This is a genomic window from Mesorhizobium erdmanii USDA 3471 (assembly GCF_000472705.1).
Lineage (GTDB): Bacteria > Pseudomonadota > Alphaproteobacteria > Rhizobiales > Rhizobiaceae > Mesorhizobium > Mesorhizobium erdmanii.
On sequence record NZ_AXAE01000013.1, the window covers coordinates 1 to 23,124 of the forward strand.

At 64.1% G+C, this 23,124-nt stretch carries 22 protein-coding genes, 1 other RNA gene and 1 pseudogene; 8 read left to right on the forward strand and 16 right to left on the reverse strand.

What is annotated here, in order from left to right:
• A pseudogene (locus tag A3AU_RS1000000139490) lies at positions 1-224 on the forward strand (IS481 family transposase); the annotation flags it as partial.
• Positions 225-311: 87 nt separating this feature from the next.
• Here A3AU_RS1000000139490 and A3AU_RS0109085 read toward each other — a convergent pair.
• Both A3AU_RS0109085 and A3AU_RS1000000139770 read right to left on the reverse strand, forming a co-directional pair.
• Positions 312-1,589 carry a 4-aminobutyrate--2-oxoglutarate transaminase gene (locus A3AU_RS0109085; protein WP_027052516.1) on the reverse strand — a complete coding sequence of 426 codons (1,278 nt, stop codon included), beginning with the start codon at positions 1,587-1,589 and terminating at the stop codon, positions 312-314.
• Positions 1,590-1,658: 69 nt separating this feature from the next.
• Complete coding sequence (locus tag A3AU_RS1000000139770) at positions 1,659-1,907, reverse strand: hypothetical protein (protein WP_167335224.1); 249 nt, start codon at positions 1,905-1,907, stop codon at positions 1,659-1,661.
• On the opposite strand from A3AU_RS1000000139770, the gene A3AU_RS0109090 reads away from it, so the two are divergent.
• The 3 genes from A3AU_RS0109090 to A3AU_RS0109100 are packed head-to-tail and all read left to right on the forward strand — an operon-like array spanning position 1,906 to position 7,120.
• A complete protein-coding gene (locus tag A3AU_RS0109090) occupies positions 1,906-2,952 on the forward strand; it encodes an efflux RND transporter periplasmic adaptor subunit (RefSeq protein ID WP_245235447.1) in 1,047 nt (348 codons plus the stop codon). The genes A3AU_RS1000000139770 and A3AU_RS0109090 overlap by 2 nt on opposite strands.
• Entirely contained in the window at positions 2,949-4,025 is a 1,077-nt protein-coding gene (locus A3AU_RS0109095; protein ID WP_027052518.1) for an efflux RND transporter periplasmic adaptor subunit, read from the forward strand. Before A3AU_RS0109090 ends, A3AU_RS0109095 begins: the two co-directional genes overlap by 4 nt.
• Complete coding sequence (locus A3AU_RS0109100; RefSeq protein WP_081709478.1) at positions 4,025-7,120, forward strand: efflux RND transporter permease subunit; 3,096 nt, start codon at positions 4,025-4,027, stop codon at positions 7,118-7,120. Before A3AU_RS0109095 ends, A3AU_RS0109100 begins: the two co-directional genes overlap by 1 nt.
• 67 nt (positions 7,121-7,187) lie before the next feature.
• On the opposite strand, the gene A3AU_RS0109105 is transcribed toward A3AU_RS0109100, so the two are convergent.
• The 12 genes from A3AU_RS0109105 to ffs all read right to left on the reverse strand — a co-directional run bounded on the left by A3AU_RS0109105 (position 7,188) and on the right by ffs (position 18,701).
• The gene (locus A3AU_RS0109105) at positions 7,188-7,934 is read right to left on the reverse strand and encodes an ABC transporter ATP-binding protein (protein ID WP_027052520.1); all 747 of its coding nucleotides are present in this window, start codon (positions 7,932-7,934) and stop codon (positions 7,188-7,190) included.
• Positions 7,931-8,764 (reverse strand): ABC transporter ATP-binding protein, encoded by an 834-nt coding sequence (locus A3AU_RS0109110; protein ID WP_027052521.1) that lies wholly within the window; start codon positions 8,762-8,764, stop codon positions 7,931-7,933. Before A3AU_RS0109110 ends, A3AU_RS0109105 begins: the two co-directional genes overlap by 4 nt.
• Complete coding sequence (gene nikC, locus A3AU_RS0109115; protein ID WP_027052522.1) at positions 8,761-9,681, reverse strand: nickel transporter permease; 921 nt, start codon at positions 9,679-9,681, stop codon at positions 8,761-8,763. Before nikC ends, A3AU_RS0109110 begins: the two co-directional genes overlap by 4 nt.
• Positions 9,678-10,739, reverse strand: coding sequence for an ABC transporter permease (locus tag A3AU_RS0109120; protein WP_027052523.1), 1,062 nt, complete (start codon positions 10,737-10,739; stop codon positions 9,678-9,680). Before A3AU_RS0109120 ends, nikC begins: the two co-directional genes overlap by 4 nt.
• A gap of 18 nt (positions 10,740-10,757) precedes the next feature.
• A complete protein-coding gene (locus A3AU_RS0109125; RefSeq protein ID WP_027052524.1) occupies positions 10,758-12,401 on the reverse strand; it encodes an ABC transporter substrate-binding protein in 1,644 nt (547 codons plus the stop codon).
• Between the two features lie 260 nt (positions 12,402-12,661).
• Positions 12,662-13,909, reverse strand: coding sequence for a lytic murein transglycosylase (locus tag A3AU_RS0109130; protein WP_027052525.1), 1,248 nt, complete (start codon positions 13,907-13,909; stop codon positions 12,662-12,664).
• Between the two features lie 26 nt (positions 13,910-13,935).
• On the reverse strand, positions 13,936-14,541 hold the full coding sequence (gene recR, locus A3AU_RS0109135) for a recombination mediator RecR (protein ID WP_027052526.1): 606 nt from the start codon (positions 14,539-14,541) through the stop codon (positions 13,936-13,938).
• Positions 14,542-14,622: 81 nt separating this feature from the next.
• Positions 14,623-15,624, reverse strand: a complete 1,002-nt coding sequence (locus tag A3AU_RS0109140; protein WP_027052527.1) for a cell wall hydrolase — start codon at positions 15,622-15,624, stop codon at positions 14,623-14,625.
• A 222-nt stretch (positions 15,625-15,846) separates the two neighbouring features.
• A complete protein-coding gene (locus A3AU_RS0109145) occupies positions 15,847-16,254 on the reverse strand; it encodes a hypothetical protein (RefSeq protein WP_027052528.1) in 408 nt (135 codons plus the stop codon).
• A 75-nt stretch (positions 16,255-16,329) separates the two neighbouring features.
• Positions 16,330-16,653, reverse strand: coding sequence for a YbaB/EbfC family nucleoid-associated protein (locus A3AU_RS0109150; RefSeq protein WP_027052529.1), 324 nt, complete (start codon positions 16,651-16,653; stop codon positions 16,330-16,332).
• Between the two features lie 23 nt (positions 16,654-16,676).
• Entirely contained in the window at positions 16,677-18,500 is a 1,824-nt protein-coding gene (locus A3AU_RS0109155; RefSeq protein WP_027052530.1) for a DNA polymerase III subunit gamma/tau, read from the reverse strand.
• A 104-nt stretch (positions 18,501-18,604) separates the two neighbouring features.
• Positions 18,605-18,701: signal recognition particle sRNA small type (gene ffs, locus A3AU_RS1000000137715), an RNA gene on the reverse strand.
• 155 nt (positions 18,702-18,856) lie between these two features.
• Between ffs and A3AU_RS0109160 the strand changes: the two genes are divergently transcribed.
• The 3 genes from A3AU_RS0109160 to A3AU_RS0109170 all read left to right on the forward strand — a co-directional run bounded on the left by A3AU_RS0109160 (position 18,857) and on the right by A3AU_RS0109170 (position 20,643).
• Positions 18,857-19,276: an HIT domain-containing protein gene (locus A3AU_RS0109160; protein WP_027052531.1), complete on the forward strand. Its 420-nt coding sequence runs from the start codon at positions 18,857-18,859 to the stop codon at positions 19,274-19,276.
• A gap of 85 nt (positions 19,277-19,361) precedes the next feature.
• Positions 19,362-20,306, forward strand: coding sequence for an NAD(+) diphosphatase (gene nudC, locus A3AU_RS0109165; RefSeq protein WP_027052532.1), 945 nt, complete (start codon positions 19,362-19,364; stop codon positions 20,304-20,306).
• 31 nt (positions 20,307-20,337) lie between these two features.
• On the forward strand, positions 20,338-20,643 hold the full coding sequence (locus A3AU_RS0109170) for a Dabb family protein (RefSeq protein ID WP_027052533.1): 306 nt from the start codon (positions 20,338-20,340) through the stop codon (positions 20,641-20,643).
• On the opposite strand, the gene A3AU_RS0109175 is transcribed toward A3AU_RS0109170, so the two are convergent.
• Positions 20,640-21,503, reverse strand: a complete 864-nt coding sequence (locus A3AU_RS0109175; RefSeq protein ID WP_027052534.1) for a prephenate dehydratase — start codon at positions 21,501-21,503, stop codon at positions 20,640-20,642. The genes A3AU_RS0109170 and A3AU_RS0109175 overlap by 4 nt on opposite strands.
• A 39-nt stretch (positions 21,504-21,542) precedes the next feature.
• Positions 21,543-22,271 (reverse strand): 3-deoxy-manno-octulosonate cytidylyltransferase, encoded by a 729-nt coding sequence (locus tag A3AU_RS0109180; RefSeq protein ID WP_027052535.1) that lies wholly within the window; start codon positions 22,269-22,271, stop codon positions 21,543-21,545.
• Positions 22,272-22,464: 193 nt separating this feature from the next.
• On the opposite strand from A3AU_RS0109180, the gene A3AU_RS0109185 reads away from it, so the two are divergent.
• Positions 22,465-23,112, forward strand: a complete 648-nt coding sequence (locus A3AU_RS0109185) for a c-type cytochrome (RefSeq protein ID WP_027052536.1) — start codon at positions 22,465-22,467, stop codon at positions 23,110-23,112.
• Positions 23,113-23,124 lie beyond the last annotated feature (12 nt).

Consider the following 23,124-nt stretch of genomic DNA (forward strand, 5'->3'; position numbering starts at 1 on the left):
AATATCGCGAAGCCATCGAGCCGTTCGACTATGCAACGGACGATCTTGTCCGCCGCGTCCAGCAGACCGGGGTTGTCAGCCTCCTCGGATGCGCCTTCAAGCTTGGCAAGGCATTTGCCAGGAAGGTCGTCGCCTTCCGGCCAACCGCAACAGACGGCGTCTTCGATGCTTTCTTCCGACACCAGAAAATAGAAACAATCGACCTCAATGCTCTCAAGCGATAACATCAAAAACTGTTCGCGATGTCTCCGAACACCTGTTCGCGATGTCTCCGGTCCAAACAATAGTGACGGGGAGAAGGCAAGCACTGCTCAGGCGGCGCAAACTTCGCGGATCGAGCTTTCCAGTATGTCGAGCGCCTCGTTCATCACCTCGTCCTGGATGGTGATCGGTGCCAGGAAGCGGATGACGTTGCCGTAGACGCCGCAGGTCAAAAGGATCAGGCCCTTGTCGAGCGCCTTCAGCCGGATGGCATTGGCGATCTCGGCCGAGGGCAGGCCCTTCTTGACGTCGTTGAACTCGACCGCATTCATGAAGCCGAGGCCCCTTATGTCGACGATCTCGGGCACGTCGTCGCGGATCGACTGCAGGCGCTGCTTCAGCCGCGCGCCCAGCGTGTTGGCGCGGTCGCAGAGCTTTTCGTCGTCTATCACGTCGAGCACGGCGTGTGCCGCGGCAACGCCGATGGGGCTGCCGCCATAGGTGCCGCCGAGGCCGCCGGGGCCGGGCGCATCCATGATCTCGGCACGGCCGGTCACCGCCGAGAGCGGGAAGCCGCCGGCGAGACTCTTGGCCATCGTGGTGATGTCGGCGGCGACCTCATGGTGGTCCATCGCGAACATCTTGCCGGTGCGGGCAAAGCCGGTCTGCACCTCGTCGGCGATCAAAAGCATGCCGTGCTGGTCGCAGAGCTTGCGCAGCGCCGTCAGGAATTCGCGCGGCGCCTCGTAGAAACCGCCCTCGCCCTGAACCGGCTCGACGATGATGGCGGCGACGCGGGCCGGATCGACATCGGCCTTGAACAGTCGGTCGAGCGCGGCCAGCGAATCGGCAACCGACACGCCGTGCAGCGGCACCGGGAACGGTGCGTGATAGACGTCGCCCGGCATGGCGCCGAAGCCGACCTTGTAGGGCACGACCTTACCGGTCAGCGCCATGCCCATGAAGGTGCGGCCGTGGAAGCCGCCGGCAAAGGCGATGACGGCCTGGCGGCCGGTGGCGTTGCGCGCGATCTTGATGGCGTTTTCGACCGCCTCGGCCCCGGTGGTGACGAAGATGGTCTTCTTCTCGAACTTGCCGGGCAGCATGGCGTTCAACCGTTCAGCCAGCCGCACATAGCTCTCATAGGGCACAACCTGGTGGCAGGTGTGGGTGAAGCGGTCGAGCTGCGCCTTGACCGCCTCGATCACCCTGGGATGGCGATGGCCGGTGTTGACGACGGCGATGCCCGAGGAGAAGTCGATGTAGCGGCGGCCCTCGACATCCCAGATCTCCGAATTCTCAGCCCGGTCGGCATAGATCTGCGTGGTCATGCCGACGCCGCGCGAGATCGACTGGTTCTTGCGTTCGGAAATGGCTGAATTCTTCATGATATCCCTCATCGGGCCGGCGCCCGTTCTCGTTGATCAGATGTCTTCTGACCTTATTTCACGTTTTCCTCAAGTCGGCACCACCGGCTGGCGATTGGGCCTGAATATCGGGGTCCCCCTTAACCAATCATGCGATACGCGTACGAGACCGGTTTCCTTTTTCCGGGGATTGATTATCCTCCTGGCATCCGCGAGGCATCGCGACCGGCGGCTGAGGGAGCCCATGAGCAGGAACGCGACATCGTCCGTCTCGCCGCCATCCGTCAAAACCTCCAGCCTTTTGTCTTTTCCAATCGCCTCGGCAATGTCAGTGTTCATGGCCGCGATCCTGCTGACCGGCTGCCAGAAGCAGGAGGCCGCGGACAAGAAACTGCCGGTCATGGTGCGCACCGAAACGGTGGCGATGGCCGACTATGCGCCGCGAACCTCACTGACCGGGGTGATCGCGGCGCGCACGCTGAACAATCTGTCGTTCCGGGTCGGCGGCCGCGTCGCCGAACGGCTTGTCGATATCGGCCAGCATGTCGACCAGGGCGCGGTGCTTGCCCGCATCGATCCGCAGGAGCAGGAATCCGACCTGCGCTCGGCACAGGCCGATCTCGACGCGGCACAAGCGCAGCTGACCCAGTCCGCCGCTGCCTTCGAGCGACAGAAGACGCTGCTTTCCCAGGGCTTCACCACCAGGCGCGACTATGATGCCGCCGACCAGGCGCTGAAGGTGGCGCAAGGCAGCGTCGATGCCGCGCAGAGCGCGTTCGCCAACGCCCGGCAAAACCTGTCCTTCACCGAACTCAAGGCGGGCGCCCCCGGCGTCATCACCGCCCGCCAGGTCGAAGCCGGCCAGGTGGTGCAGGCGGCGCAAACCATATTCACGGTCGCCGAGGACGGCGACCGCGATGCCGTCTTCAACGTGCAGGAGACCTTGGTCGCCAAGACGCCGCCATCGCCGGCGGTGACGATCACGCTGTTGTCCGATCCGCAGGTCCGGGCGACAGGCAAGGTGCGAGAAATCTCGCCGGCGGTCGACCAGGCCTCCGGTTCGATCCGGGTCAAGATCGGCATTCCCGACACGCCCGCCGGCATGCCGCTGGGGGCAGCCGTCATCGGCTCGGTCAGCGCCAAGCCGGAAAAGGCGGTCCTGCTGCCCTGGCAGGCGCTGACGTCCAGCGCCGGCAAACCGGCGGTCTGGATCGTCGACCCCTCGACCAAGGCGGTGGCGGCGGCGCCGGTCGAGGTCCTGGCCTTCAGTTCGGGTACGGTCGTCATCGCCAGCGGATTGACCGAAGGCCAAAGCGTCGTGACCGCGGGCGGACAGTTGCTCAGTCCCGGGCAGACGGTCGAGATATCGGGAGCGGGCCAATGAGACGCCTGCCGTACCTCATTCCTGGCCTGTTCGTACTCGGCGCGCTCGCCGCTTGCTCGAAATCCGAGGAAAAGCCACCGGAGATCATCCGGCCCGTACTGTCGGTGGTCATCGAGCCGCGCACCACGCAAACCTATGGTTTTGCCGGCTCGGTCGAGCCGCAGGTCAGCGCCGACCTCGCCTTCCGCCTGCTCGGCCGGGTCGTTTCACGCGACGTCAAGGTCGGCGACATCGTCAGCAAGGGCACGACGATTGCCGCGCTCGACCCGACCGCGCTGGAGCTGGCCGCGCAGGCCGCCAAGGCGGAACTCTCCAATGCCGAGGCACAGTTCGCCAACGCCGCCGCCAGCGAGGAGCGGCAGCGCCAGCTGCTCGCCTCGGCCAACGCCTCGCAGGCCGTCTTCGATGCCGCGCAGCAGGCAAGGAAGGCGGCCGAGGCCAATGTCGAGCGGGCCCGGGCGTCGCTTGCCAAATCGCAGGAGCAGCTTGGCTATGCCAGGCTGTTCTCGGATTTCGACGGCGTCGTCACCGCGGTCGGTGCCGAGGTCGGCCAGACCGTCTCGGCCGGCCAGACTGTCGTCACTGTGGCGCGCTCGGATCTGCGCGAGGCGGTGGTCGATATTCCCGATCAGTTGACCGGCGATCTCACGGCCGGCACACCGTTCCAGGTTATCCTGCAATCGCTGCCCACCATCCAGACCGAGGCCAAACTGCGCGAGATCGCGCCACAGGCCGAGGGCTCGACACGCACCCGGCGCGTCAAGCTGACGCTTACCGATCCGCCGCAGGCCTTCCGGCTCGGCTCGACGGTGACGGCGACCCGCATGACCAAGGTAGCGCCGACGATCGAACTGCCCCTCTCGGCGCTGCTCGAAAAGAACGGTGCCGATGAGGTGTGGATCGTCGATCCGCGGACCTCGAGCGTGAGCGCGAAAGAGATAAAGGTGGCCGCCAAGGGTGCCGCCACCTTCACCGTCGCCGAAGGGCTCGAAGCCGGCATGCGCGTGGTCACGGCGGGCGTCCACAGCCTGAGCGAAGGCCAGAAGGTCAAAGTGCCGGAGGGCGGCGTCTGATGAAGGGCTTCAACCTCTCCGACTGGGCGCTCAGCCACCGCTCCATGGTCTGGTATTTCATGCTGGTCTTCGTGGTGGCAGGCATCTTCTCCTACCTCAATCTCGGCCGTGAGGAAGACCCCAATTTCACCATCAAGACGATGATCATCCAGGCCAACTGGCCGGGCGCGTCTGTCAAGGAGACCGTGCAGCAGGTGACCGACCGCATCGAGAAGAAGCTCGAGGAGCTCGACAGTCTCGACTACACCAAATCCGTCACCACCGCCGGCCAGACCGTCATCTTCGTCAACCTGAAGGACACCACCAAGGCGCGCGATGTCGTGCCGAACTGGATTCAGGTGCGCAACATGGTCAACGACATCAAGGCGCAGTTTCCGCAAGGCGTTCAGGGACCGTTCTTCAACGACCGCTTCGGCGATGTCTACGGCAACATCTACGCCTTCACATCGGACGGGCTGACGCCGCGCCAATTGCGCGATTATGTCGAGGATGTCCGCACCAAGATCCTGACTGTGCCCAATGCCGGCAAGGTCGATCTGGTCGGCGCGCAGGACGAAGCCATCTATCTCGAATTCTCGACCCGCCAGATCGCCGCCCTTGGCCTCAACCAGCAGGCGATCGTGGCTAGCCTGCAGGCGCAGAACGCGATCACGCCGTCAGGCGTCATCCAGTCCGGGCCGGAGCGCATCAGCGTGCGCGTCGGCGGCCAGTTCACCTCCGAGGACAGCCTGCGCGCCATCAATCTGCGTGTCAACGATCGCTTCTTCCGGCTGAGCGACGTGGCGACGATCACGCGCGGCTATGTCGATCCGCCGACGGCGCTGTTCCGCTTCAATGGCCAGGACGCCATCGGGCTTGCCATCGGCATGAAGCCCAACGCCAACCTGCTCGAATTCGGCAAGGCGCTGCACGTGGAGATGAACAAGGTGCTGGCCGACCTGCCGGTCGGCGTCGGCGTGCATCTGGTCGCCGACCAGCCGGTCATCGTCGAGGAGGCCGTCTCGGGCTTCACGCGCGCGCTGTTCGAGGCGGTGGCCATCGTGCTCGCCGTGTCGTTCATCAGCCTTGGCATGCGCGCCGGTTTCGTCGTGGCGCTGTCGATCCCGCTGGTGCTGGCCATCACCTTCACGGTCATGGAATATCTCGGCATTTCGCTGCAGCGCATTTCGCTCGGCGCACTGATCATCGCGCTCGGGCTGCTGGTCGACGACGCCATGATCGCCGTCGAGATGATGGTGGCGCGGCTGGAGGTCGGCGACAATCTGCGCAAGGCAGCGACCTATGTCTACACATCGACCGCCTTTCCGATGCTGACCGGCACGCTGGTGACCGTCGCCGGCTTCATCCCGATCGGCCTCAATTCGAGTGCGGCCGGCGAATACACCTTCACCCTGTTCGTCGTCATCGCCGTGTCGCTGCTGGTGTCATGGATCGTGGCGGTGCTGTTCGCGCCGCTGCTCGGCGTCACCATCCTGCCGGCGACGATGAAGGCCAAGCATCACGACCAGCCGGGACGCTTCACAGCGCTGTTCCGGCGCGTGCTTGTCGGCTCGGTGCGCCATCACTGGCTGACCATCATCGTCACGGTGCTGCTGTTCGCCGGCTCGATCGCCGGCTTCGGCCTGGTGCAGCAGCAGTTCTTCCCCCCGTCCGACCGGCCGGAGCTGATTGTCGACTGGAACCTGCCGCAAAATTCCTCGATCGCCGACACGCGCGACCAGATGCAGCGCTTCGAGCAGCGGGCGCTGGTCGGCAATCCCGACATCGACCATTTCTCGTCCTATATCGGCCAGGGCGCCGTGCGCTTCGTGCTGGCCTATGACGTGCAGCCGGCCAACCCCTATTTCGGCCAGACGGTCATCGTCACCAAGAGCATCGAGGCCCGGAACCGGGTAAAGCCGGCTTTGGAAAAGCTGCTGCGCGCGGAGTTCGTCGGCACCGACGCTTTCGTCAAGCCGCTGGAACTCGGGCCGCCGGTCGGCCGCCCGGTGCAGTACCGAGTCGGCGGACCCGACATCCAGATGGTACGCGAGTTGGCCCAGCAATTCGCCGGCGTGATCTCGGCCAACCCAAGGTTGGCAGCACCCACCTTCGACTGGAACGAGCCGCAGCGCGTGCTGAGGGTCGACGTGCTGCAGGACAAGGCGCGCCAACTCGGCATCACCTCCTCCGATATCGCCAGCGCGCTGAACAGCACGGTCGGCGGCGCCACGATCACGCAGGTGCGCGACGCCACCTATCTGATCGATGTCGTGGCGCGCTCACGCGATGCCGAACGCGGCTCGATCGGGACGCTGCAGAACATGCAGCTGCCGACCAGCACCGGCGAAGCGATCCCGCTCGCGGCCGTGGCCAACTTCCGCTACGAGCTCGAGCAGCCGACAGTGTGGCGGCGTGACCGCATTCCGACGATCACCGTGCGCGCCGGCTTGGTCGGCGACGTACTGCCAGCCACGGTCGTCAACGAACTGAAGCCGTCGGTCGAAGCCTTCATCGCCAAGCTGCCGCCGGGCTATTCGGTCGAGACCGCCGGCTCGGTGGAGGAAAGTGCCAAGAGCCAGGGGCCGATCGCCGCCGTGGTGCCGTTGATGCTGTTCGTCATGGCGACCATCCTGATGATCCAGTTGCAGAGCTTCCAGCGCCTGTTCCTGGTCGTGGCGGTGGCGCCGCTCGGGCTGATCGGCGTGGTGGCGGCCCTGGTGCCGAGCGGCGCGCCGCTCGGTTTCGTCGCCATCCTCGGCGTGCTGGCGCTGATCGGCATCCTGATCCGCAACTCGGTCATCCTGATCGTGCAGATCGAGGATCTCGTCCGGGAGGGCAAGGACCGCTGGGCGGCGGTCATCGAGGCGACCGAGCACCGCATGCGGCCGATAGCGCTGACCGCGGCCGCAGCCAGCCTGGCACTGATCCCGATCGCCCGCGAAGTGTTCTGGGGCCCAATGGCCTATGCGATGATGGGCGGTATCATCGCGGGCACCGCGATCACGCTGCTGTTCCTGCCGGCGCTGTATGTCACGTGGTTCAGGATCAAGGAGCCGGGTGGGAATGGCGAGGCCGCAGACAGCGAAGCGGTGGCGGAAGCCAGTACAGCCTGAGCCTATTGAGATCGGAAAGGCTGGCGGGACAGAGGGGGGCGCCAGGGAACTCGACGCTGGCAGCCTTCTACACCCGCACAAATCCTTCGCTCGCCCTGAGCAGATTGCGCGTATAATCCTCTGTCACGCGGTGCGCGACAAGTTGGGCCGCCGTCAGATTTTCCACCGCCTCGCCGCCCTGCATCACCATCAGCCGCTCGCACATATGGGTGACGATGGCGAGGTCGTGGCTGACCATCAGGAAGGTCAGCTTGCGCCGCCGGCGGACCTCTTCCAGGAGGTTGAGCACTTCCGCCTGCACCGAGGCATCGAGCGCCGAGGTTGGCTCGTCGAGCAGCAGGATCGACGGTTCGAGGATGAGCGCACGCGCGATCGCCACGCGCTGGCGCTGGCCGCCCGACAATTGGTGCGCGTAGCGGAAGCGGAAGCCATTGCCGAGGCCGACCTCGTCCAGCGCGCGTTCGATGCGCTTTTCGCCATCGGCGAAGCCATGGATGGCGAGCGGCTCCTGCAGCAGGCGGTCGACAGTCTGGCGCGGATGCAGCGAGCCATACGGGTCCTGGAAGACCATCTGCACTTCGCGGTAGAAAGCCTTGTCGCGGCGCGCGCCGAGCGTCTTGCCATTGACGGTGATGCTGCCCGAGGCGACGGACGCAAGGCCGGCGATCGCCCTGAGAAGCGTCGATTTGCCAGAACCGGATTCGCCGACCAGGCCGAAGGATTCGCCTGACCTGACTTCGAGGCTGACGCCTTTCAGCGCCCGAAACCGGTCGAAGATCACTTCCAGCCCGTCGACGGTGATCGCAGAAGTCATGCCGCCCACTCCGGCTTGCGGTCGAGCACCGGCAACGGATGGCGCTCGAAGCCGATTCTGGGCATGCAGTTGAGCAAGCCGCGCGTATAGGGATGCTGTGCCTGGCCGAGTTCGGAGGCCTTGAGTTGCTCGACCACCTTGCCGGCATACATGACGATGACGCGGTCGCAGAAGGATGAGACCAGGCGCAGATCGTGCGAGATGAAGATCAGCCCCATGCCGCGCTCGCTGACGAGCCGGTCGAGAATGCCGAGCACGTCGAGTTGCACGGTGACGTCGAGCGCCGAGGTCGGCTCGTCGGCGATCATCATCTCCGGTCCGGCGATCAGCATCATGGCGATCATGGCGCGCTGGCCCATGCCGCCTGAGACTTCATGCGGATGCAGGTCGAAGACGCGTTTGGGATCACGTATCTGCACCGCTTCCAGCATGGCCAGCGCGCGCTCGCGCGCCTCGGCCTTGGAGACCTTCTCATGCGTGCGCAGCGTTTCGACGATCTGCCGGCCGATGCTCATCACCGGGTCGAGCGAGTATTTCGGATCCTGCAGGATCATGGCGATGCGATTGCCCCGCAGCGACCGGCGTTCACGCGGCGAGATGCCGAGCAGGTCGATACCATCGAAGGCCAATTTCCGGGCCGATATCCGGGCCTGCGGGGGCGTCAGCCCCATGATGGCGCGGCCGGTCTGCGACTTACCCGAGCCGGATTCGCCGACGATGCCGAGCCGTTCGCGCCCAAGTGAGAAGGAGACACCGCGCACCGCCTCGATCAGCCCGGTGCGGGTCGGGAAGGTGACACGCAGATCCTCGACGTCGAGAAGCGCGCTCATTGGTCACCACTGCGGGGATCGAGGGCGTCGCGCAGGCCGTCGCCGAGCAGGTTGAAACCGAGGCTGACGATAAGGATGGCGAAGCCCGGGGCGCCGGCCACCCACCATTGGTCGAGGATGAAGCGGCGGCCCGATGCTATCATGGTGCCCCATTCGGGCAGCGGCGGCTGTGCGCCGAGGCCGAGGAAACCGAGGCCGGCGGCGGTCAGGATGATGCCTGCCATGTCGAGCGTCACGCGGACAATCAGCGAGGAGATGCAGAGCGGCATGATGTGGCGCAGCACGATGCGGGCGGGCGAAGCGCCCATCAATTGCACGGCCTTGATGTAATCGGAATTGCGCACCGTCAACGTTTCGGCGCGGGCAATTCGAGCGTAAGGCGGCCAGGAGGTGATGGCTATCGCCAGCACCGCGTTTTCGATGCCGGGCCCGAGCGCCGCGACGAAAGCCAGCGCCAGGACCAGCTTGGGGAAGGCAAGGAAGATGTCGGTGACGCGCATCAGGATGGCATCGGTCCAGCCGCCGGCGTAGCCGGCAACGGTGCCGACCAGCAAGCCGATCGGGGCCGCGATGATGGCGACCAGGATGACGACATAGAGAGTCCAGCGCGAGCCGTAGAGGATGCGCGAATAGATGTCGCGGCCAAGGTCGTCGGTGCCGAACCAGTGCTCGGCGCTCGGCGCCAGCAGCCGCGCGTTCTTCAGGTCGCCGAAGGTCGGCGAATACGGCGCCAGCACGCCGGCAAGGGCGGCGATGACCAGCAGCGCGATGATGATGAGCAGGCCAACCAAAGCCAGCCTGTTGGCGGAAAAGCGCCGCCACGCGACATAGGCGCGGCCGAGCCTGGCCTGCATGCGCGAGGCCGGCCGCTCGCTGAGCAGCCAGTCGCGCCGGCTCTGGATCGCTTCGGCGCTCATGCGGATTTCGTCCTCGGATCGAGCACACGGTAGAGCAAGTCGGACAGAAGATTGATGCCGATGAACACCGAGCCGATGACGATGGTGCCGCCGAGCACGGCGTTCATGTCGGCGTTCTGCAACGAGTTGGTAATGTAGAGGCCGATGCCAGGCCAGGAGAAGACGGTCTCCGTCAGCACCGAGCCTTCGAGCAGCCCGGCATAGGAGAGCGCGATCACCGTGACCATCGGCACGGCAGCGTTGCGCAACGCGTGGCCCCAGATGATGCGGGTCTCCGACAGGCCCTTGGCGCGCGCGGCGACGATGTATTCCTGCGCCAGTTCGTTGAGCATGAACGAGCGCGTCATGCGGCTGATATAGGCGAGCGAGAAATAGCCGAGCAGCGAGGCCGGCAGGATGATGTGCCGGAAGGCGTCCCAGAAGACATCCCACTGACCCTGCATGGCCGCATCGAGAAGATAGAACCCGGTGATCGGCGTGAAAGTGTACTCGTAGACGACGTCGAGCCGGGCTGGGAAAGCCACCCATTGCAGCTTGGCGTAGAACAGGACCAAGCCCAGCAGGCCGAGCCAGAAGATCGGCACGGAATAGCCGATCAGGCCAATGACGCGCACGACCTGGTCGATGATGCTGCCGCGCCTGACGGCGGCCAGCACGCCGAGTGGCACGCCGAACAGCGCGCCGATCAGCGTTCCCAGCGTCGCCAGTTCCGTGGTTGCGGGAAGCGCGCGACGGATGTCGGTCATAACCGGGTTGGTGGTCAGCACCGAAGTGCCGAAATCACCGCTCAGGGCATTTTTCACATAGATGTAGAACTGCTCGACCAACGGCAGGTCGAGGCCCATCTCGCGGCGCGTGCGCTCGACGACATTAGCCGGCGCCCGGTCGCCCAGAACGGCGAGAACCGGATCGATCGGGATGACACGGCCGATGAAGAAGGTGACCGCGAGAAGACCAAGATAGGTCGTTATCGCGATGACCAGGAAACGGCCGAGCGATGATGCAAGGGCAACTGCGCGGGCGCTGCCGCGCCCGCTTTCGTTTTCAACCGCGCTCATGCGGCGTGTCCGCGGGCGCTATTCTTTCGAGACCGGCCCGACGAAGTTGGTGTCGAAGCTCGGACCGAGCGCGAAGCCCTTGAGGTTCTTGCGCAGGCCGGCGACTTCCAACTGCTGATGGATGATGACGAAGGGACTGGTGTCGAGAATCTTCTTCTCGAGATCCTTGTACATATCCGCGCGCTTGCCGGCGTCCTTCTCCAGCAACGCTGATTCCGTCTCCTTGGTCAGGTCCGGAATGTCCCAGGCATTGCGCCAGGCGAGCGTGTGGGATTTACCGGCATCCGAATTGTCCGGATTGGAGGCAAAAGTCTGGGCGTTTGAGTTCGGATCGAAATAGTCCTGGCCCCAATTGCCGATATAGATGTCGTGGTTGCGGGCGCGGTACTTGGTCAGCGTCTGCTTGCCGTCGCCGGGGATGATCTCAAGCTTGATGCCGGCCTGGCCCAGCGTCTGCTGGATCGACTCCGCCATGCCGGTGGTCGGCTGGCCCGTGCGCACATCCATGGTCACGCTGAAGCCGTCCGGCAGGCCGGCCTTGGCCAACAGTTCCTTGGCCTTGGCCACATCGAGCTTGAAGGGGTTGTCGTCCACGGCGCCAAGGTCACCCTTGGGCAGGAAAGACTGGTGGATCTCGCCAATGCCCTTGAGGATGGTCGTGCTCAAAGCATCGTAGTCGACCAGATATTTGAATGCCTGGCGCACTTCCGGCTTGGCGAGATTCGGGTTCTTCTGGTTCAGGCTGATGTAATAGACCGTGCCCTTCGGCGCGCTGGTCGAGGTGAGGTCGGCGTTCTTGGCGATGGCGTCGAGGTCGTTAGGCTCGAGGTTGCGGGCGACGTCGATGTCGCCGGCTTCGAGCGCCAGGCGCTGGGCCGAGCTTTCCTTCATGTTGCGGTAGATGACGCGGGCAAGCTTGGCCTTGTCACCGTGATAATTGTCGTTGCGCTCCATGACGACGGCTTCGTTGGCGCGCCATTCGCGCAGCTTGTAGGCACCGGAACCAGCATAGCCGGTCTTCAGCCAGGCATTGCCGAAGTCGTTATCCCATTTGTAGTCGGCGCTCGGCGTGACGGCCGCGACATGCTCCTTGACCAGCTTGGCATCGACCACCGAAGCGACGGTCGCCGACAGGCAGTTCAGCACGAAGCTCGGCGCATAGGCCTTGTCGACGGTGAACTGGAAGGTGGTGTCGTCGACGGCCTTGGCCTTTTCGGTGACGTTGTCGCCGCTGATGCCGAACTGGTCGATGATGAAGGCCGGGCTCTTGTCCAGCTTGACGGCGCGTTCAAAGGAATAGGCGACGTCGGCCGCGGTGATCGGGTTGCCCGAGGCGAATTTGAGGCCGGGCTTGAGCTTGAAGGTGTAGGTCAGGCCATCGTCGGAGACGGTCCAGCTTTCGGCAAGATCAGGCTTGACCTTGGAGGTGTCGCTGAGGTCGAGACGGACTAGCAGGTCATAGGTGTTGCCGGTGACTTCGGCGGTCGACAATTCGAACGCCTCGCCCGGATCCATTGAGATGATGTCGTCGATCGCGAAGCCCTCGACCAGCGTGTCGGCGGGGGTGACGGCGCCGGCAGGCGCTCCAGCCAGAAGCAGTGCCGACATGGCGGCGCCCGCAAGCAGGATGCGGGATCGTAGAGCAAGCTTTTCCATCATCATGGTGATTGTTCCCTGTTTTGTTGTTTGTTGACCTGAGTTCCCGGCTCAGGATTGCGGCATTCTTTCAAGGCCTGAAGACGGCCCCACGACCTCTTACCGTTGCGGTTTTTGTCCAGTTGGTCAACACCATATCCGGCGACCTCGTGGCCGGCAACGAGCATTTATACGACGGCTCATTGGAGCAGAAAGGTGGCAGGCGCGTCGACGCATATACCGGCCAATCGAGGCGGCCGATCGAGAAAAATCTGCTAATTCTCGCGCTATTTCAGCGCGGCAACCAGGCCGGCGTCTGGAAAACAGGTTGCGGCCTGGCCGTTCTTCGTCTGCCACTTGCCGATCGAGCGGCGGGTCTTGAAGCCGGGCAGGCCGTCGGCACTGCCGACATCATAGCCCTTGGCTTCCAGGGCCCGCTGCAGCGCGGCGATGTCGGAGCGGTGGAGATCGCCGACCGCGCCCCAGCTGCCGGAAAAGCTCTGATCGCCATGCGCGATGCGGTCGGCGCCATGGCCGATGAACAGCGCGTAGAGGTCGCTCGTGTTGTATTCCTTCAGCACGTAGAAATTGGGCGTGGCGATGAACGCCGGCCCGCTGCGGCCTGCGGGCATCAGCAGGAAGCCTTCCGCCTTCAGCTCACTCGCCGGAAACGGCTTTCCGCCGACACGCTTGATGCCCATGTCGGCCCATTGCGATATCTTCTTTCCTTGGTCAGGGCCTTCCAGGGAGCAGGAGACGCTCTCGGGCACGGTCACCTCGAACCCCCAGCCGCGCCCCCGCACCCAGCCATAATGGACGAGATAGTTGGCGATCGAGGCGAGCACGTCGGGTGTCGAGTTCCAGATGTCGGGCCGCCCACCACCGTCGAAGGCGACCGCATGCTTCAGGAAAGAGGTCGGCATGAATTGCGGCTGGCCGAGCGCACCGGCCCATGACGATTTCATGGCGCCGACCGGCGCCAACCCACGTTGGACGATTTCCAGCGCGGCCAGAAGTTCGGTGCGGAAGAAATCCTTCTTCGTCGACATGAACGCCTTGGTGCCCAGCACCTCGAAGGCGTCGTAAGGCATCTTCGCCGCGCCGAAACCGGTTTCACGGCCCCAGATCGCCAGAAGGATTTCGCCGGGCACCCCATAGCGCTTTTCGATCGCGGCCAGCGTCCTGGCATTGGCGGCTTCGCGCGTGCGGCCGCCCGACGTCACCGCACGAACGGTCTTCTCGGCGAAATAGGCGCCGGGCGAGCCGAACTCGGCCTGGTGCTGCTTCTGCGGCGTCTTGGGCTTTTCGCCGGGCATGACCAGGTCGGGCAGCTTCAGATTGGGTTTTATGCCGTCGAAGGCGGCGTCAAAAGTCTGCTTGGAGATACCGTTGGCCTTGGCTTGCGGCCAGAGATCGCTCTGCAGCCAGGCACGGAACTGGTCGTCGATCTTCGCGGACGAAGCGGGGGTGACGAGAAGGACGCCGAGAGCCGTCGCGACAAAGGCGAAGGTAATTGTGCGAAGGAACGCGTTCATCCCGGCAAAGATCCCCGCCAATCTTGTCAAAACGCCGTCCGCGAGCGCAACGCCGCGGCGAGCGTACCTTCGTCGAGATAGTCGAGTTCGCCGCCGACCGGCACGCCATGCGCCAGCCTTGTCACCTTGATGTCGAAGCCGGACAGCTGGTCGGTGAGGTAATGCGCGGTGGTCTGCCCCTCGACCGTCGCATTGACGGCGAGGATGATTTCCTTGACCTCGCCGCCGGCGACCCGGTCGACCAATGAGCGGATGTTGAGCTGTTCAGGGCCGATGCCGTCGAGCGGCGACAGCGTGCCGCCGAGCACATGGTAACGCACGTTCATCGCCGCCGCCCGCTCCAAGGCCCAGAGATCCGAGACGTCCTCGACGACAATCAGGGTGGCGGCGTCCCGCCGTGGATCGGTGCAGATCATGCAGGGGTCCGACGTGTCGACATTGCCACAAGTGGAACAGATGCGCACCTTGTCGGCAGCCTCGCCCATGGCGGCGGCCAGCGGCGACAGCAACTGCTCCTTCTTCTTGATCAGATGGAGGGCGGCGCGCCTGGCCGAACGGGGGCCAAGCCCCGGCACCTTGGCCAGGAGCTGGATCAGGCGTTCGATCTCGGGACCGGCGATTCGTTTCGACATCGCCTTGATCTAGGATTTTTCCGAGCGGTTTGGAACAGTCTGCGGCAGCATGATCGCCATGCTGCCATGGCGAGGCCTGGATCAGTTCACCTCGAGCGGGCGGCCCTGGCTGACGATCATCGCGCCAATGGCGTCCGTGTTCTCAGGCGTCGACTGGAATCCCATCGCCGCTTCCTGCGGCGCACCACCCTGAATCGAGGAGATGACCCGGGTGTTCAAGGTTCCGCCGAAACGGGCGGCATCCGGTTCTTCCATCGGCTCCTGCATCGCAACCATCGTCTGCTTGGCCTGGACGCGCGCCGACTTTGCCGCCGGCGCCGCGGATGCTGTCACATAGGTCTGCTCGGCAGGGGTAACTCGAACTTTCGTCGCCTTGGTCGGGCGTTCCGGTTCCACCGAGGCGGTCATGAACACCTGCTGTGCCGGGGCATTGCGGACAGCGGTCTTGGCGGGGCGCACCGACTCGGCCGAGGCAACCATCGTCACGGGTGCCGCCGGCTTCACCACTTCCGTCGCGACCGAAGCAACCATCGGCTCATCGGGCAGCGGCTGCCAGTTGCGGCCGCGCTTCTCGTAAAAGGCGTTGCCGCCGGCAACCATGGTGTAGTGCATGTTCTTGTAGGGGAAATGCAGGCCGGCCGTGTGGAAATACATCGTATTCTTCAGCTTGGCCTTGCGCTCGCCCTTGAGCACCGCGTCGGCCGCTTCCTCGACATCGGGCATTGCGCGCGAATTCATCGGCCTGGTCATGACGCCCGGCGCGAACTGCCCGGGTTCACCCACCACGTCACAGATGGTGCTGCCATGGTTGCCTGAACGCAAGCGGTTCATCACCACGGTGCCGACGGCAATCATCCCGTCGCGGCTCGACCGGTTCGATTCGAAGAACATTGCCCGTTCCAGGCATTCCCGATCCTTCGGCGTATGGCTCGTGGCGCGCGAGGTGAGAAAGCTCGGCGTGATGGCGTCGGTCAGGCTGGAAACCGACATGCCATGCGAGGTGGTCTGGCTGCAGGCAGCCAGAAACAAGGGAGACGTCATGACGCCGAGCAACAGCGGCGTCTTCCATCGCGTTACGATCAACAGGCTACCCTCTCACTTCATTCCCGCCCCAGGCTGCGGCAAGAATGAGACACTTTCGGGCAAAATGATGGCTAAAACGTTATTAGTGATGAACTGTTACCGAATAGACACAAATCGTGACTTTCCAGATAGATCGCGCCATCGTCTCACAAACGCGATGATGGCCCTCTCTTTGTTTCGCCGCAATTGCGGCGACCGGGCGGCTGGTTCTCTGAAACAACGCTACCGCCCGGCCACGATCGCGACCGGCTGACCGGGCTCGCTCTCTTCGATTTTCTCGGAGAACAGCCCGCGCCGGAGGAAAACCGCCCGCGCGGCCCTGGCCGTCGGAGCGATCTTCCCCGGCCAGTCGCTGTCGATGAACTCGGCCTTGGTGAAATCCGGATTCGTCTCTGCGGCCGCCTCGAGGAATTCGGCGATTTCGAGCACGATCGCGCGCTCCTCCTTCGACAGCGCCGACGAGCCGGCCTCGATCGACGGGCGATGCACGAAGTCCTCGAACAGATTGAAGTAGCCCTTGATGCCGACAATATCGACGCCGGCATCGCAATCGGCCAGGATTTCCAGGATCTCATAGAGCCTGTTGCGGATACGCTGCTCGATCAGTCTTTCCGAAGGTTCGTCGGCCATGGGCGCACCGCCGCCTTGTTAACGTTCATGCATGTCGTTGCCCCAAAACCGCTGCACACTTTTGGGCGACATGCATCAGAACGGCAGTTTCATTCCCGGCGGGATCGGCAGGCCGGCGGTGAGCGCCTTGGTCTTCTCCTGCATGATCTGCTCGACCTTGGTCTTGGCGTCATTGTGGGCGGCGAGAATGAGATCCTCGAGGATCTCGACATCGTCCTCCTTGAACAGAGACGGGTCGATCTTCAGGGACTTCATCTCGAATTTTCCGGTCAGCGTCACGTTGACCAGACCGCCGCCGGCCTGGCCGGATGCGTCCAGAGTGGCGATCTCGTCCTGCATGGCCTGGAACTTGGCCTGCATTTCCTTCGCCTTGCCCATCAGGCCGAGAAGATCTTTCATGGTCCGATCCTTGTCTTGGTTTATCAGGTCTCGTCGTCGTCCGCCGGCGGCTCGACCGGCATATCGGCCTCGGTCGTGTCCGCCTCCGGCGCATCGGGGATGCGTACGTCGATGATCTTGGCGCCAGGAAAGCGCGCCAGGATGGCGGCAACCGTCGGATCGCTCCTGGCATCGAGGAAGGCGTTCTCGCGCTTGGTCGATTCCATTTCGGCGAGCGTCTGGCCGCCCTCTTCCTTGGACAGCGACACCAGCCAGCTGCGGCCGGTCCAGGCGCGCAGTTTCGTCGTCAGATCATTGAGCAGCAGCTTCGGCGCATCGTCGGTCAGGCTGACGTCGATGCGGCCGGGCTCGAAGCGCACGGGACGGATGCAGCGCTTGACCAGCACCTTGAAGGCGATGTCGCGCTGCGCATCGGCAAGAGCGACAATGTCGGCAAGCGATCTGACCGGCACTTGCTGCGGCTCCGACACCGGCGCGGGCGGCGCAACGAAGGCGGCCGGCGCGGGCCTGGCCTCGACCAGCCGCATGGTCTGCGCGCCCCCGGCCCCCGAGGGCATGCGTGTCTGCGCCACCGCGCTGGCCCCACCGCCATTGCCGTTGTCGAAGCCCGCGGGCACGCCATTTGGGCGCGATGCACCATTTTGCGCCGATGTCGTGCCGTCGAGCGACCGCAGCGCCTCGTCCAGCGTCGGCAGGTCGGCGGCATGCGCCAGCCGGATCAGCACCATTTCGGCGGCGCTCACCGGCCGGTTGGAGGACTGCACCTCGGGAATGCCCTTGAGCAGCATCTGCCAGGTCCGCGACAGCACACGGACCGACAGCGCCCTGGCGAAATCGGCGCCGCGCTCACGCTCGTCCTGCGACAGCGAAGCGTCGTCCATGGCGCTTGGCACGAAACGCAGCCGGGTGACGAGATGGTTGAACTCGGCAAGATCGGTGAGCACGGCGGCCGGATCGGCACCGGTGTCGTACTGGGCGCGGAATTCGCCCAAGGCCGCGGCCACATCGCCCTTCATCACATGTTCGAACAGATCGACGATGCGAGCGCGGTCGGCTAGGCCCAGCATGGCGCGCACCGCCTCGGCGCCGACGGAGCCGGCGCCATGCGCAATCGCCTGGTCGAGGATGGAGAGCGAATCGCGGGCCGAGCCTTCGGCCGCGCGCGCGATCATCGCCAGCGCGTCGTCGTCGACCGAAATGCCCTCCTTGGCGGCGATCGAGGAAAGATGCGCGACCAGCGCGCCGGCATCGATGCGCCTCAAGTCAAAACGCTGGCAGCGCGACAGGACGGTGATCGGAACCTTGCGGATTTCGGTGGTGGCGAAGATGAATTTCACATGCGGAGGTGGTTCCTCCAATGTTTTCAGCAGGCCGTTGAAGGCCTGCGTCGACAGCATGTGCACTTCGTCGATGATGTAGACCTTGTAGCGCGCCGAGACCGGTGCGTAGCGCACGCGTTCGATGATGTCCCTGATGTCGTCGATGCCGGTGTGGGAGGCGGCGTCCATCTCGATGACGTCGACATGGCGGCCTTCCATGATCGCCTGGCAATGCTCGCCGAGCACGGCAAGGTCGACCGAAGGCTGGTCCACGGTCGATGTCTTGTAGTTTAGCGCCCGCGCCAGGATGCGCGCGGTGGTGGTCTTGCCGACACCGCGCACGCCGGTCAGCATCCACGCCTGGGCAATGCGGCCGGTGGCGAAGGCGTTGGTGAGAGTGCGCACCATCGGCTCCTGGCCGACCAGTTCGGAAAAATTCGACGGACGGTATTTGCGCGCCAGCACGCGGTAGGCTGCGGCCTTTCCATCGTCCAGGCTTTTTGGCCCTGAATTTCCGGCTTCGCTCATTCGCCCGTTAAGCTCCAAAAGGCCGCCACCAGAGGCGCCGATTCCTGCGCATAATCTCGCCCGCGCTGCAATGCGTCGTCAATGTCGCGAGGAGGGCCGATGAGGTGGGAGGCTGGAACAATGACCCGTTCCGGGCTCGTTAGGGCTGCTTCCTTCCGGACCTGACCCGGTTGGCGAGTGGATCGTCCACCACCAACCTCCCGCCGTCCATATCGGCAATTGCGCGACGAAATGCAAGTGCGCAGGCGATTTGGCGCGCCAAACCGTGTGAGGAACAATGATTCGCTTGCAGCCCCCGGGCCACCGCTCTAGCGTTCATGAGTTTGAGGAAACCAACAAAAGCAAGGGAAACGCCGATGCTGCCGGGCCTGAAGGCCGGATTCACGCTGGATGCCCGGCTGGAGGCGGACAGCGAGCAGTTGATGTGGCTTGGGCTGTGCGAATTGCGGGTGATGAACGATCGCCGCTGGCCGTGGCTGCTTTTGGTGCCGCAGAGGCCTGGCGCGGAAGAAATCCACGACATGACGCCGCTTGACCAGGCCATGCTGACCTTCGAGACCAATATGGTGGCGCAAGCGCTGAAGAAAGTCAGCGGTTGCACCAAGATCAACACCGGCGCGCTCGGCAACATCGTGCGCCAATTGCATATCCATATCATCGCACGGTCCGAAGGCGACCCCGGCTGGCCGGGGCCGGTATGGGGGCACGGCCTGCGCGAACCCTATCAGCGCTCCGATTTGCGCCGGTTTGCCGAAACGATACGGGCGGCGCTATAAGCCTTCCCCTGTGTCCGCCCCAAAACATGTCCGTCCCAAACATGTTCATCCCAGAACGGGTCAATCCCAAAACACCAGGGTCCGCATGAGTTTCCGCCTGTTTGACGCGCCTTTGCGCGAGCCGAGCCAATTCGTCGGCTTCGCCGGCAACATGATCGACCGGCAATCCGAGAATCGAGCCGACGATTCGGTCGACAAGGCGCTGGCCGATCCGACGACGCGGCTGCTGTTGATGAATGGCGGCCGGCTCCACCTGACGCTTGGGACGAGCGGCACTCTCTATCCCTGGTTCGGCGCCGCCGAGAGCGAGCCGTTCAAGCCTTCCTTCGCCGAGGGCGTCCTGCTCGGTTTTTCCGAACAGGGGCCGGTGTTGGCGATGCCCGTCCAGATCGACGCCGAAGAGTTGCCCGAGACCGTCAAGGCGATCGACTACCGGTCGGTCTATATGCAAGGGCTGATCGACGAGGCGGCCGCCGGCGCGATGGCGCAAGGTGCTGCCCTGCTCGCCTGGCATGCCAGCCATCGTTTCTGCAGCAAATGCGGCACCGAGTCACAAATGCGGGCCGGCGGCTACAAGCGGCACTGCCCGAATTGCGGCACCGAGCATTTCCCGCGCACCGATCCGGTGGCGATCATGCTGACGGCGACGCGCGAGAAATGCCTGCTCGGGCGCGGGCGGCATTTCGCGCCGGGCATGTATTCCGCACTTGCCGGCTTCATCGAGCCGGGCGAGACGATCGAGGCGGCGGTGCGCCGCGAAACGCTGGAGGAGGCTGGCATCCGGCTCGGCCGCGTCGTCTATCATGCCAGCCAGCCCTGGCCGTTTCCCTATTCGCTGATGATCGGCTGCTTCGGCGAGCCGCTCAACGAAGACATCCAGGCCGACCTCAACGAACTGGAAGACTGCCGCTGGTTCTTACGCGACGAGGTGCGCCTGATGCTGGCGCGGGAGCATCCCGGCAATCTGGTCACGCCGCCGAAAGGGGCGATCGCGCATCACCTCATCCGTGCCTGGGTCGACAGCGAATAGCCGATACTGAAAGTCATTGCAGGAGAGACAAATGATCCGTCACACCGTCGTCTTCACGCTGAAGCACCCGCCGCATTCGATCGAGGAAAAGCGGTTTCTCGTCGACGCCAAGAAGATACTCACCGCGATCAAGGGCGTCACTCATTTCGAACAGCTGCGGCAGATCAGCCCCAAGAACGACTATCAGTTCGGCTTCTCGATGGAGTTCGCCGACCAGGCCGCCTACACCAGATACAACGACCATCCCGACCACGTCGCCTTCGTGCGCGACCGCTGGGTGCCGGAGGTCGAGAAATTTCTCGAGATCGACTATGTGCCGCTGGGCGCGGTGATCTAATCCGCCACATTCCACTGCTCCCGCGACTCGCTGGCCGGGTAGACGCCCAGAATCCGCACTTCGCGCGAGAAAAAGCGAAGCTCGTCCAGCGCCAGCTTGACCAGCGGATCGTCGGGGTGGCCCTCGATGTCGGCGTAGAACAGCGTCGCCGTGAAAGCCCCAAGCTGGTAGCTCTCCAGTTTGGTCATGTTGATGCCGTTGGTGGCAAAGCCGCCCATGGCCTTGTAGAGCGCGGCCGGCACGTTGCGGACGCGGAAGATGAAGGTGGTCATCATCTTGACGCCCGTTGACGGACGTTCCGCCCACTGCTTGCTCTTGGTCAGGACGACGAAACGGGTGACGTTGGAATCGGTATCCTCGACGTTCTCCTCGATGATATCGAGCCCATAAAGCGTCGCGGCCAGCGCCGGCGACAGCGCCGCCATGGTGCGATCCTTGACCTCGGAGACCATCCTGGCGGCACCCGCCGTATCGCCGGCAACCACGCCCTTCCAGCCATTCTTGCGGATGTATTTGCGGCACTGGCCAAGCGCGTGGATGTGCGTGTGCACGGTCTTGATCTCGTCGCGCCTGACGCCCGGCAGCACCATCAGCTGGAAATGGATCGGCAGGAAATACTCGCCGATGATGTGCATCCGCGATTCGGGCAGCAGATGGTGGATGTCGGCGACGCGTCCGGCGATGGTGTTCTCGATGGGAATCATGGCGAGATCGGCCTTGCCGGTCTCGACCGCGTTGAAGGCATCCTCGAAGGTCGGGCACGGCAACGGCTCCATATCGGGATAGACGTTGCGGCAGGCGGTGTCGGAATTGGCGCCCGGTTCGCCCTGGAAGGATATTCTGTTGGTTTTCTCAGGCATGGGCCAAGTCTCGATTCACAGTGTCTCGGTTCGAATTTCTCAATTTGAAAGGATGGTTCTGGCGCGCTCGAGGTCTTCCGGCGTGTCGACGCCAAGCGGCAGCGACTGGACGATCTCGGCGTCGATGCGCATGCCGGCTTCCAGCGCGCGCAGCTGCTCCAGCCGCTCGCGGCGCTCCAGCGGCGACGGCTTCAGCGCGACGAAGCGCTCGAGCGCCGCGCGCCGGTAAGCATAAAGGCCGACATGGTGATAGAGAGGCCCCTCGCCCCAAGGTGCCGTGGCGCGGGTGAAATAGAGCGCCCGAAGCCGCGCAGCAGACAGTGGCGAACCGATGATCTTGACGACGTTGGAATTGGTCTTTTCTTCCTCCCGGACGATCTCGACCCCAAGCGTGGCGATATCCACGGCCCTGTCCTCGAGCGGTCTCAGCGAAGCGGCGATGATGCCGGGATCGATGGTCGGCAGGTCGCCTTGCACATTGACGATCGTTTCGACCTTGCGCTGCGGGTCGAGCGCGACCAATGCCTCGTGAATGCGATCGGAACCCGACTCGTGATCGATGCGCGTCATCACCGCCTCGAACCCATGCGCATGCACCGCTTCGGCCACGCTTTGGGTGTCGGTAGCCACCACCACCCGGCCGAGGCCGGCTTCTGCCGCACGGCGGGCGACATGGACGATCATCGGCACGCCGGATATGTCGGCCAGCGGCTTGCCCGGCAGCCGGGTCGAGGCCATGCGGGCCGGGATCAGGATCAAGGTGGACATCGCTATGGCAAGGCGTTCGAAAAGAGGACAAGGAAAGTGGCAAAAGGTCTCACTGGCAGCGCCCTTATAGGTGTTGCAACGCCCGAGCAAAAGACCTAGTTTCCGCCCGATTTGACCGGCTCTGGAGGGCAGGTCTCGATACCGACGGACGGAGTGGACGGTTCGGTCCGCCGGAAAAGGGAGCAAGGGGCGTATGGATTCCAACGAAGTCAACAAACTGCTCGCCGGATTGCTCGGAACCGTTTTCGTCGTCTTCTCGGTCGGCCTGGTGTCGGACGCGCTGTTTGCCTCGCCGGCTCCTGAAAAGCCCGGCTTCGCCATCGAAGCCACCGAGCCCGCCGAAGGCGGCCCGGCGGCACCCGCCGCGGAAGCCAAGCCGATCGCCGATCTCTTGCAGACCGCCAATGCCGAGGCGGGCGCCGCCGTGTTCAAGAAGTGCCAGGCCTGCCATTCCGGCGAAAAGGGCGGCCCCAACAAGGTCGGCCCGGATCTGTGGGATCTCGTCGACCGTCCCGTCGCCGCACATGAAGGCTTCGCCTATTCGGCCGGCATGAAGGAATTCTCCAAGGGCGGCACCGAGAAGTGGACCTACGACAACATCAACCACTTCATCACTTCGCCGAAGAAGTTCGTGAAGGGCACGGCCATGGGCTTCGCCGGCCTGCCCAAGGACGAGGACCGCGCCAACGTCATCGCCTATCTGCGCACGCTGTCGGACAACCCGAAGCCGCTGCCTACGCCAGGCGCCGCCGCCTCGGCGCCCGCCAAGCCAGCTGACGGCGCGGCACCTGCCAAGCCAGCCGCGCCAGCGGCACCTGCACCGGCCGCGCCAGCCAAATAACCGAATTGTCAT

Bases quoted from the DNA above. Each gene is read 5' to 3' on its own strand.
- A3AU_RS0109085 (WP_027052516.1), bottom strand. From the start codon at position 1,589: ATGAAGAATTCAGCCATTTCCGAACGCAAGAACCAGTCGATCTCGCGC.
- A3AU_RS0109090 (WP_245235447.1), top strand. From the start codon at position 1,906: ATGGCCGCGATCCTGCTGACCGGCTGCCAGAAGCAGGAGGCCGCGGAC.
- A3AU_RS1000000139770 (WP_167335224.1), bottom strand. From the start codon at position 1,907: ATGAACACTGACATTGCCGAGGCGATTGGAAAAGACAAAAGGCTGGAG.
- A3AU_RS0109095 (WP_027052518.1), top strand. From the start codon at position 2,949: ATGAGACGCCTGCCGTACCTCATTCCTGGCCTGTTCGTACTCGGCGCG.
- A3AU_RS0109100 (WP_081709478.1), top strand. From the start codon at position 4,025: ATGAAGGGCTTCAACCTCTCCGACTGGGCGCTCAGCCACCGCTCCATG.
- A3AU_RS0109105 (WP_027052520.1), bottom strand. From the start codon at position 7,934: ATGACTTCTGCGATCACCGTCGACGGGCTGGAAGTGATCTTCGACCGG.
- A3AU_RS0109110 (WP_027052521.1), bottom strand. From the start codon at position 8,764: ATGAGCGCGCTTCTCGACGTCGAGGATCTGCGTGTCACCTTCCCGACC.
- nikC (WP_027052522.1), bottom strand. From the start codon at position 9,681: ATGAGCGCCGAAGCGATCCAGAGCCGGCGCGACTGGCTGCTCAGCGAG.
- A3AU_RS0109120 (WP_027052523.1), bottom strand. From the start codon at position 10,739: ATGAGCGCGGTTGAAAACGAAAGCGGGCGCGGCAGCGCCCGCGCAGTT.
- A3AU_RS0109125 (WP_027052524.1), bottom strand. From the start codon at position 12,401: ATGATGATGGAAAAGCTTGCTCTACGATCCCGCATCCTGCTTGCGGGC.
- A3AU_RS0109130 (WP_027052525.1), bottom strand. From the start codon at position 13,909: ATGAACGCGTTCCTTCGCACAATTACCTTCGCCTTTGTCGCGACGGCT.
- recR (WP_027052526.1), bottom strand. From the start codon at position 14,541: ATGTCGAAACGAATCGCCGGTCCCGAGATCGAACGCCTGATCCAGCTC.
- A3AU_RS0109145 (WP_027052528.1), bottom strand. From the start codon at position 16,254: ATGGCCGACGAACCTTCGGAAAGACTGATCGAGCAGCGTATCCGCAAC.
- A3AU_RS0109150 (WP_027052529.1), bottom strand. From the start codon at position 16,653: ATGAAAGATCTTCTCGGCCTGATGGGCAAGGCGAAGGAAATGCAGGCC.
- A3AU_RS0109155 (WP_027052530.1), bottom strand. From the start codon at position 18,500: ATGAGCGAAGCCGGAAATTCAGGGCCAAAAAGCCTGGACGATGGAAAG.
- A3AU_RS0109160 (WP_027052531.1), top strand. From the start codon at position 18,857: ATGCTGCCGGGCCTGAAGGCCGGATTCACGCTGGATGCCCGGCTGGAG.
- nudC (WP_027052532.1), top strand. From the start codon at position 19,362: ATGAGTTTCCGCCTGTTTGACGCGCCTTTGCGCGAGCCGAGCCAATTC.
- A3AU_RS0109170 (WP_027052533.1), top strand. From the start codon at position 20,338: ATGATCCGTCACACCGTCGTCTTCACGCTGAAGCACCCGCCGCATTCG.
- A3AU_RS0109175 (WP_027052534.1), bottom strand. From the start codon at position 21,503: ATGCCTGAGAAAACCAACAGAATATCCTTCCAGGGCGAACCGGGCGCC.
- A3AU_RS0109180 (WP_027052535.1), bottom strand. From the start codon at position 22,271: ATGTCCACCTTGATCCTGATCCCGGCCCGCATGGCCTCGACCCGGCTG.
- A3AU_RS0109185 (WP_027052536.1), top strand. From the start codon at position 22,465: ATGGATTCCAACGAAGTCAACAAACTGCTCGCCGGATTGCTCGGAACC.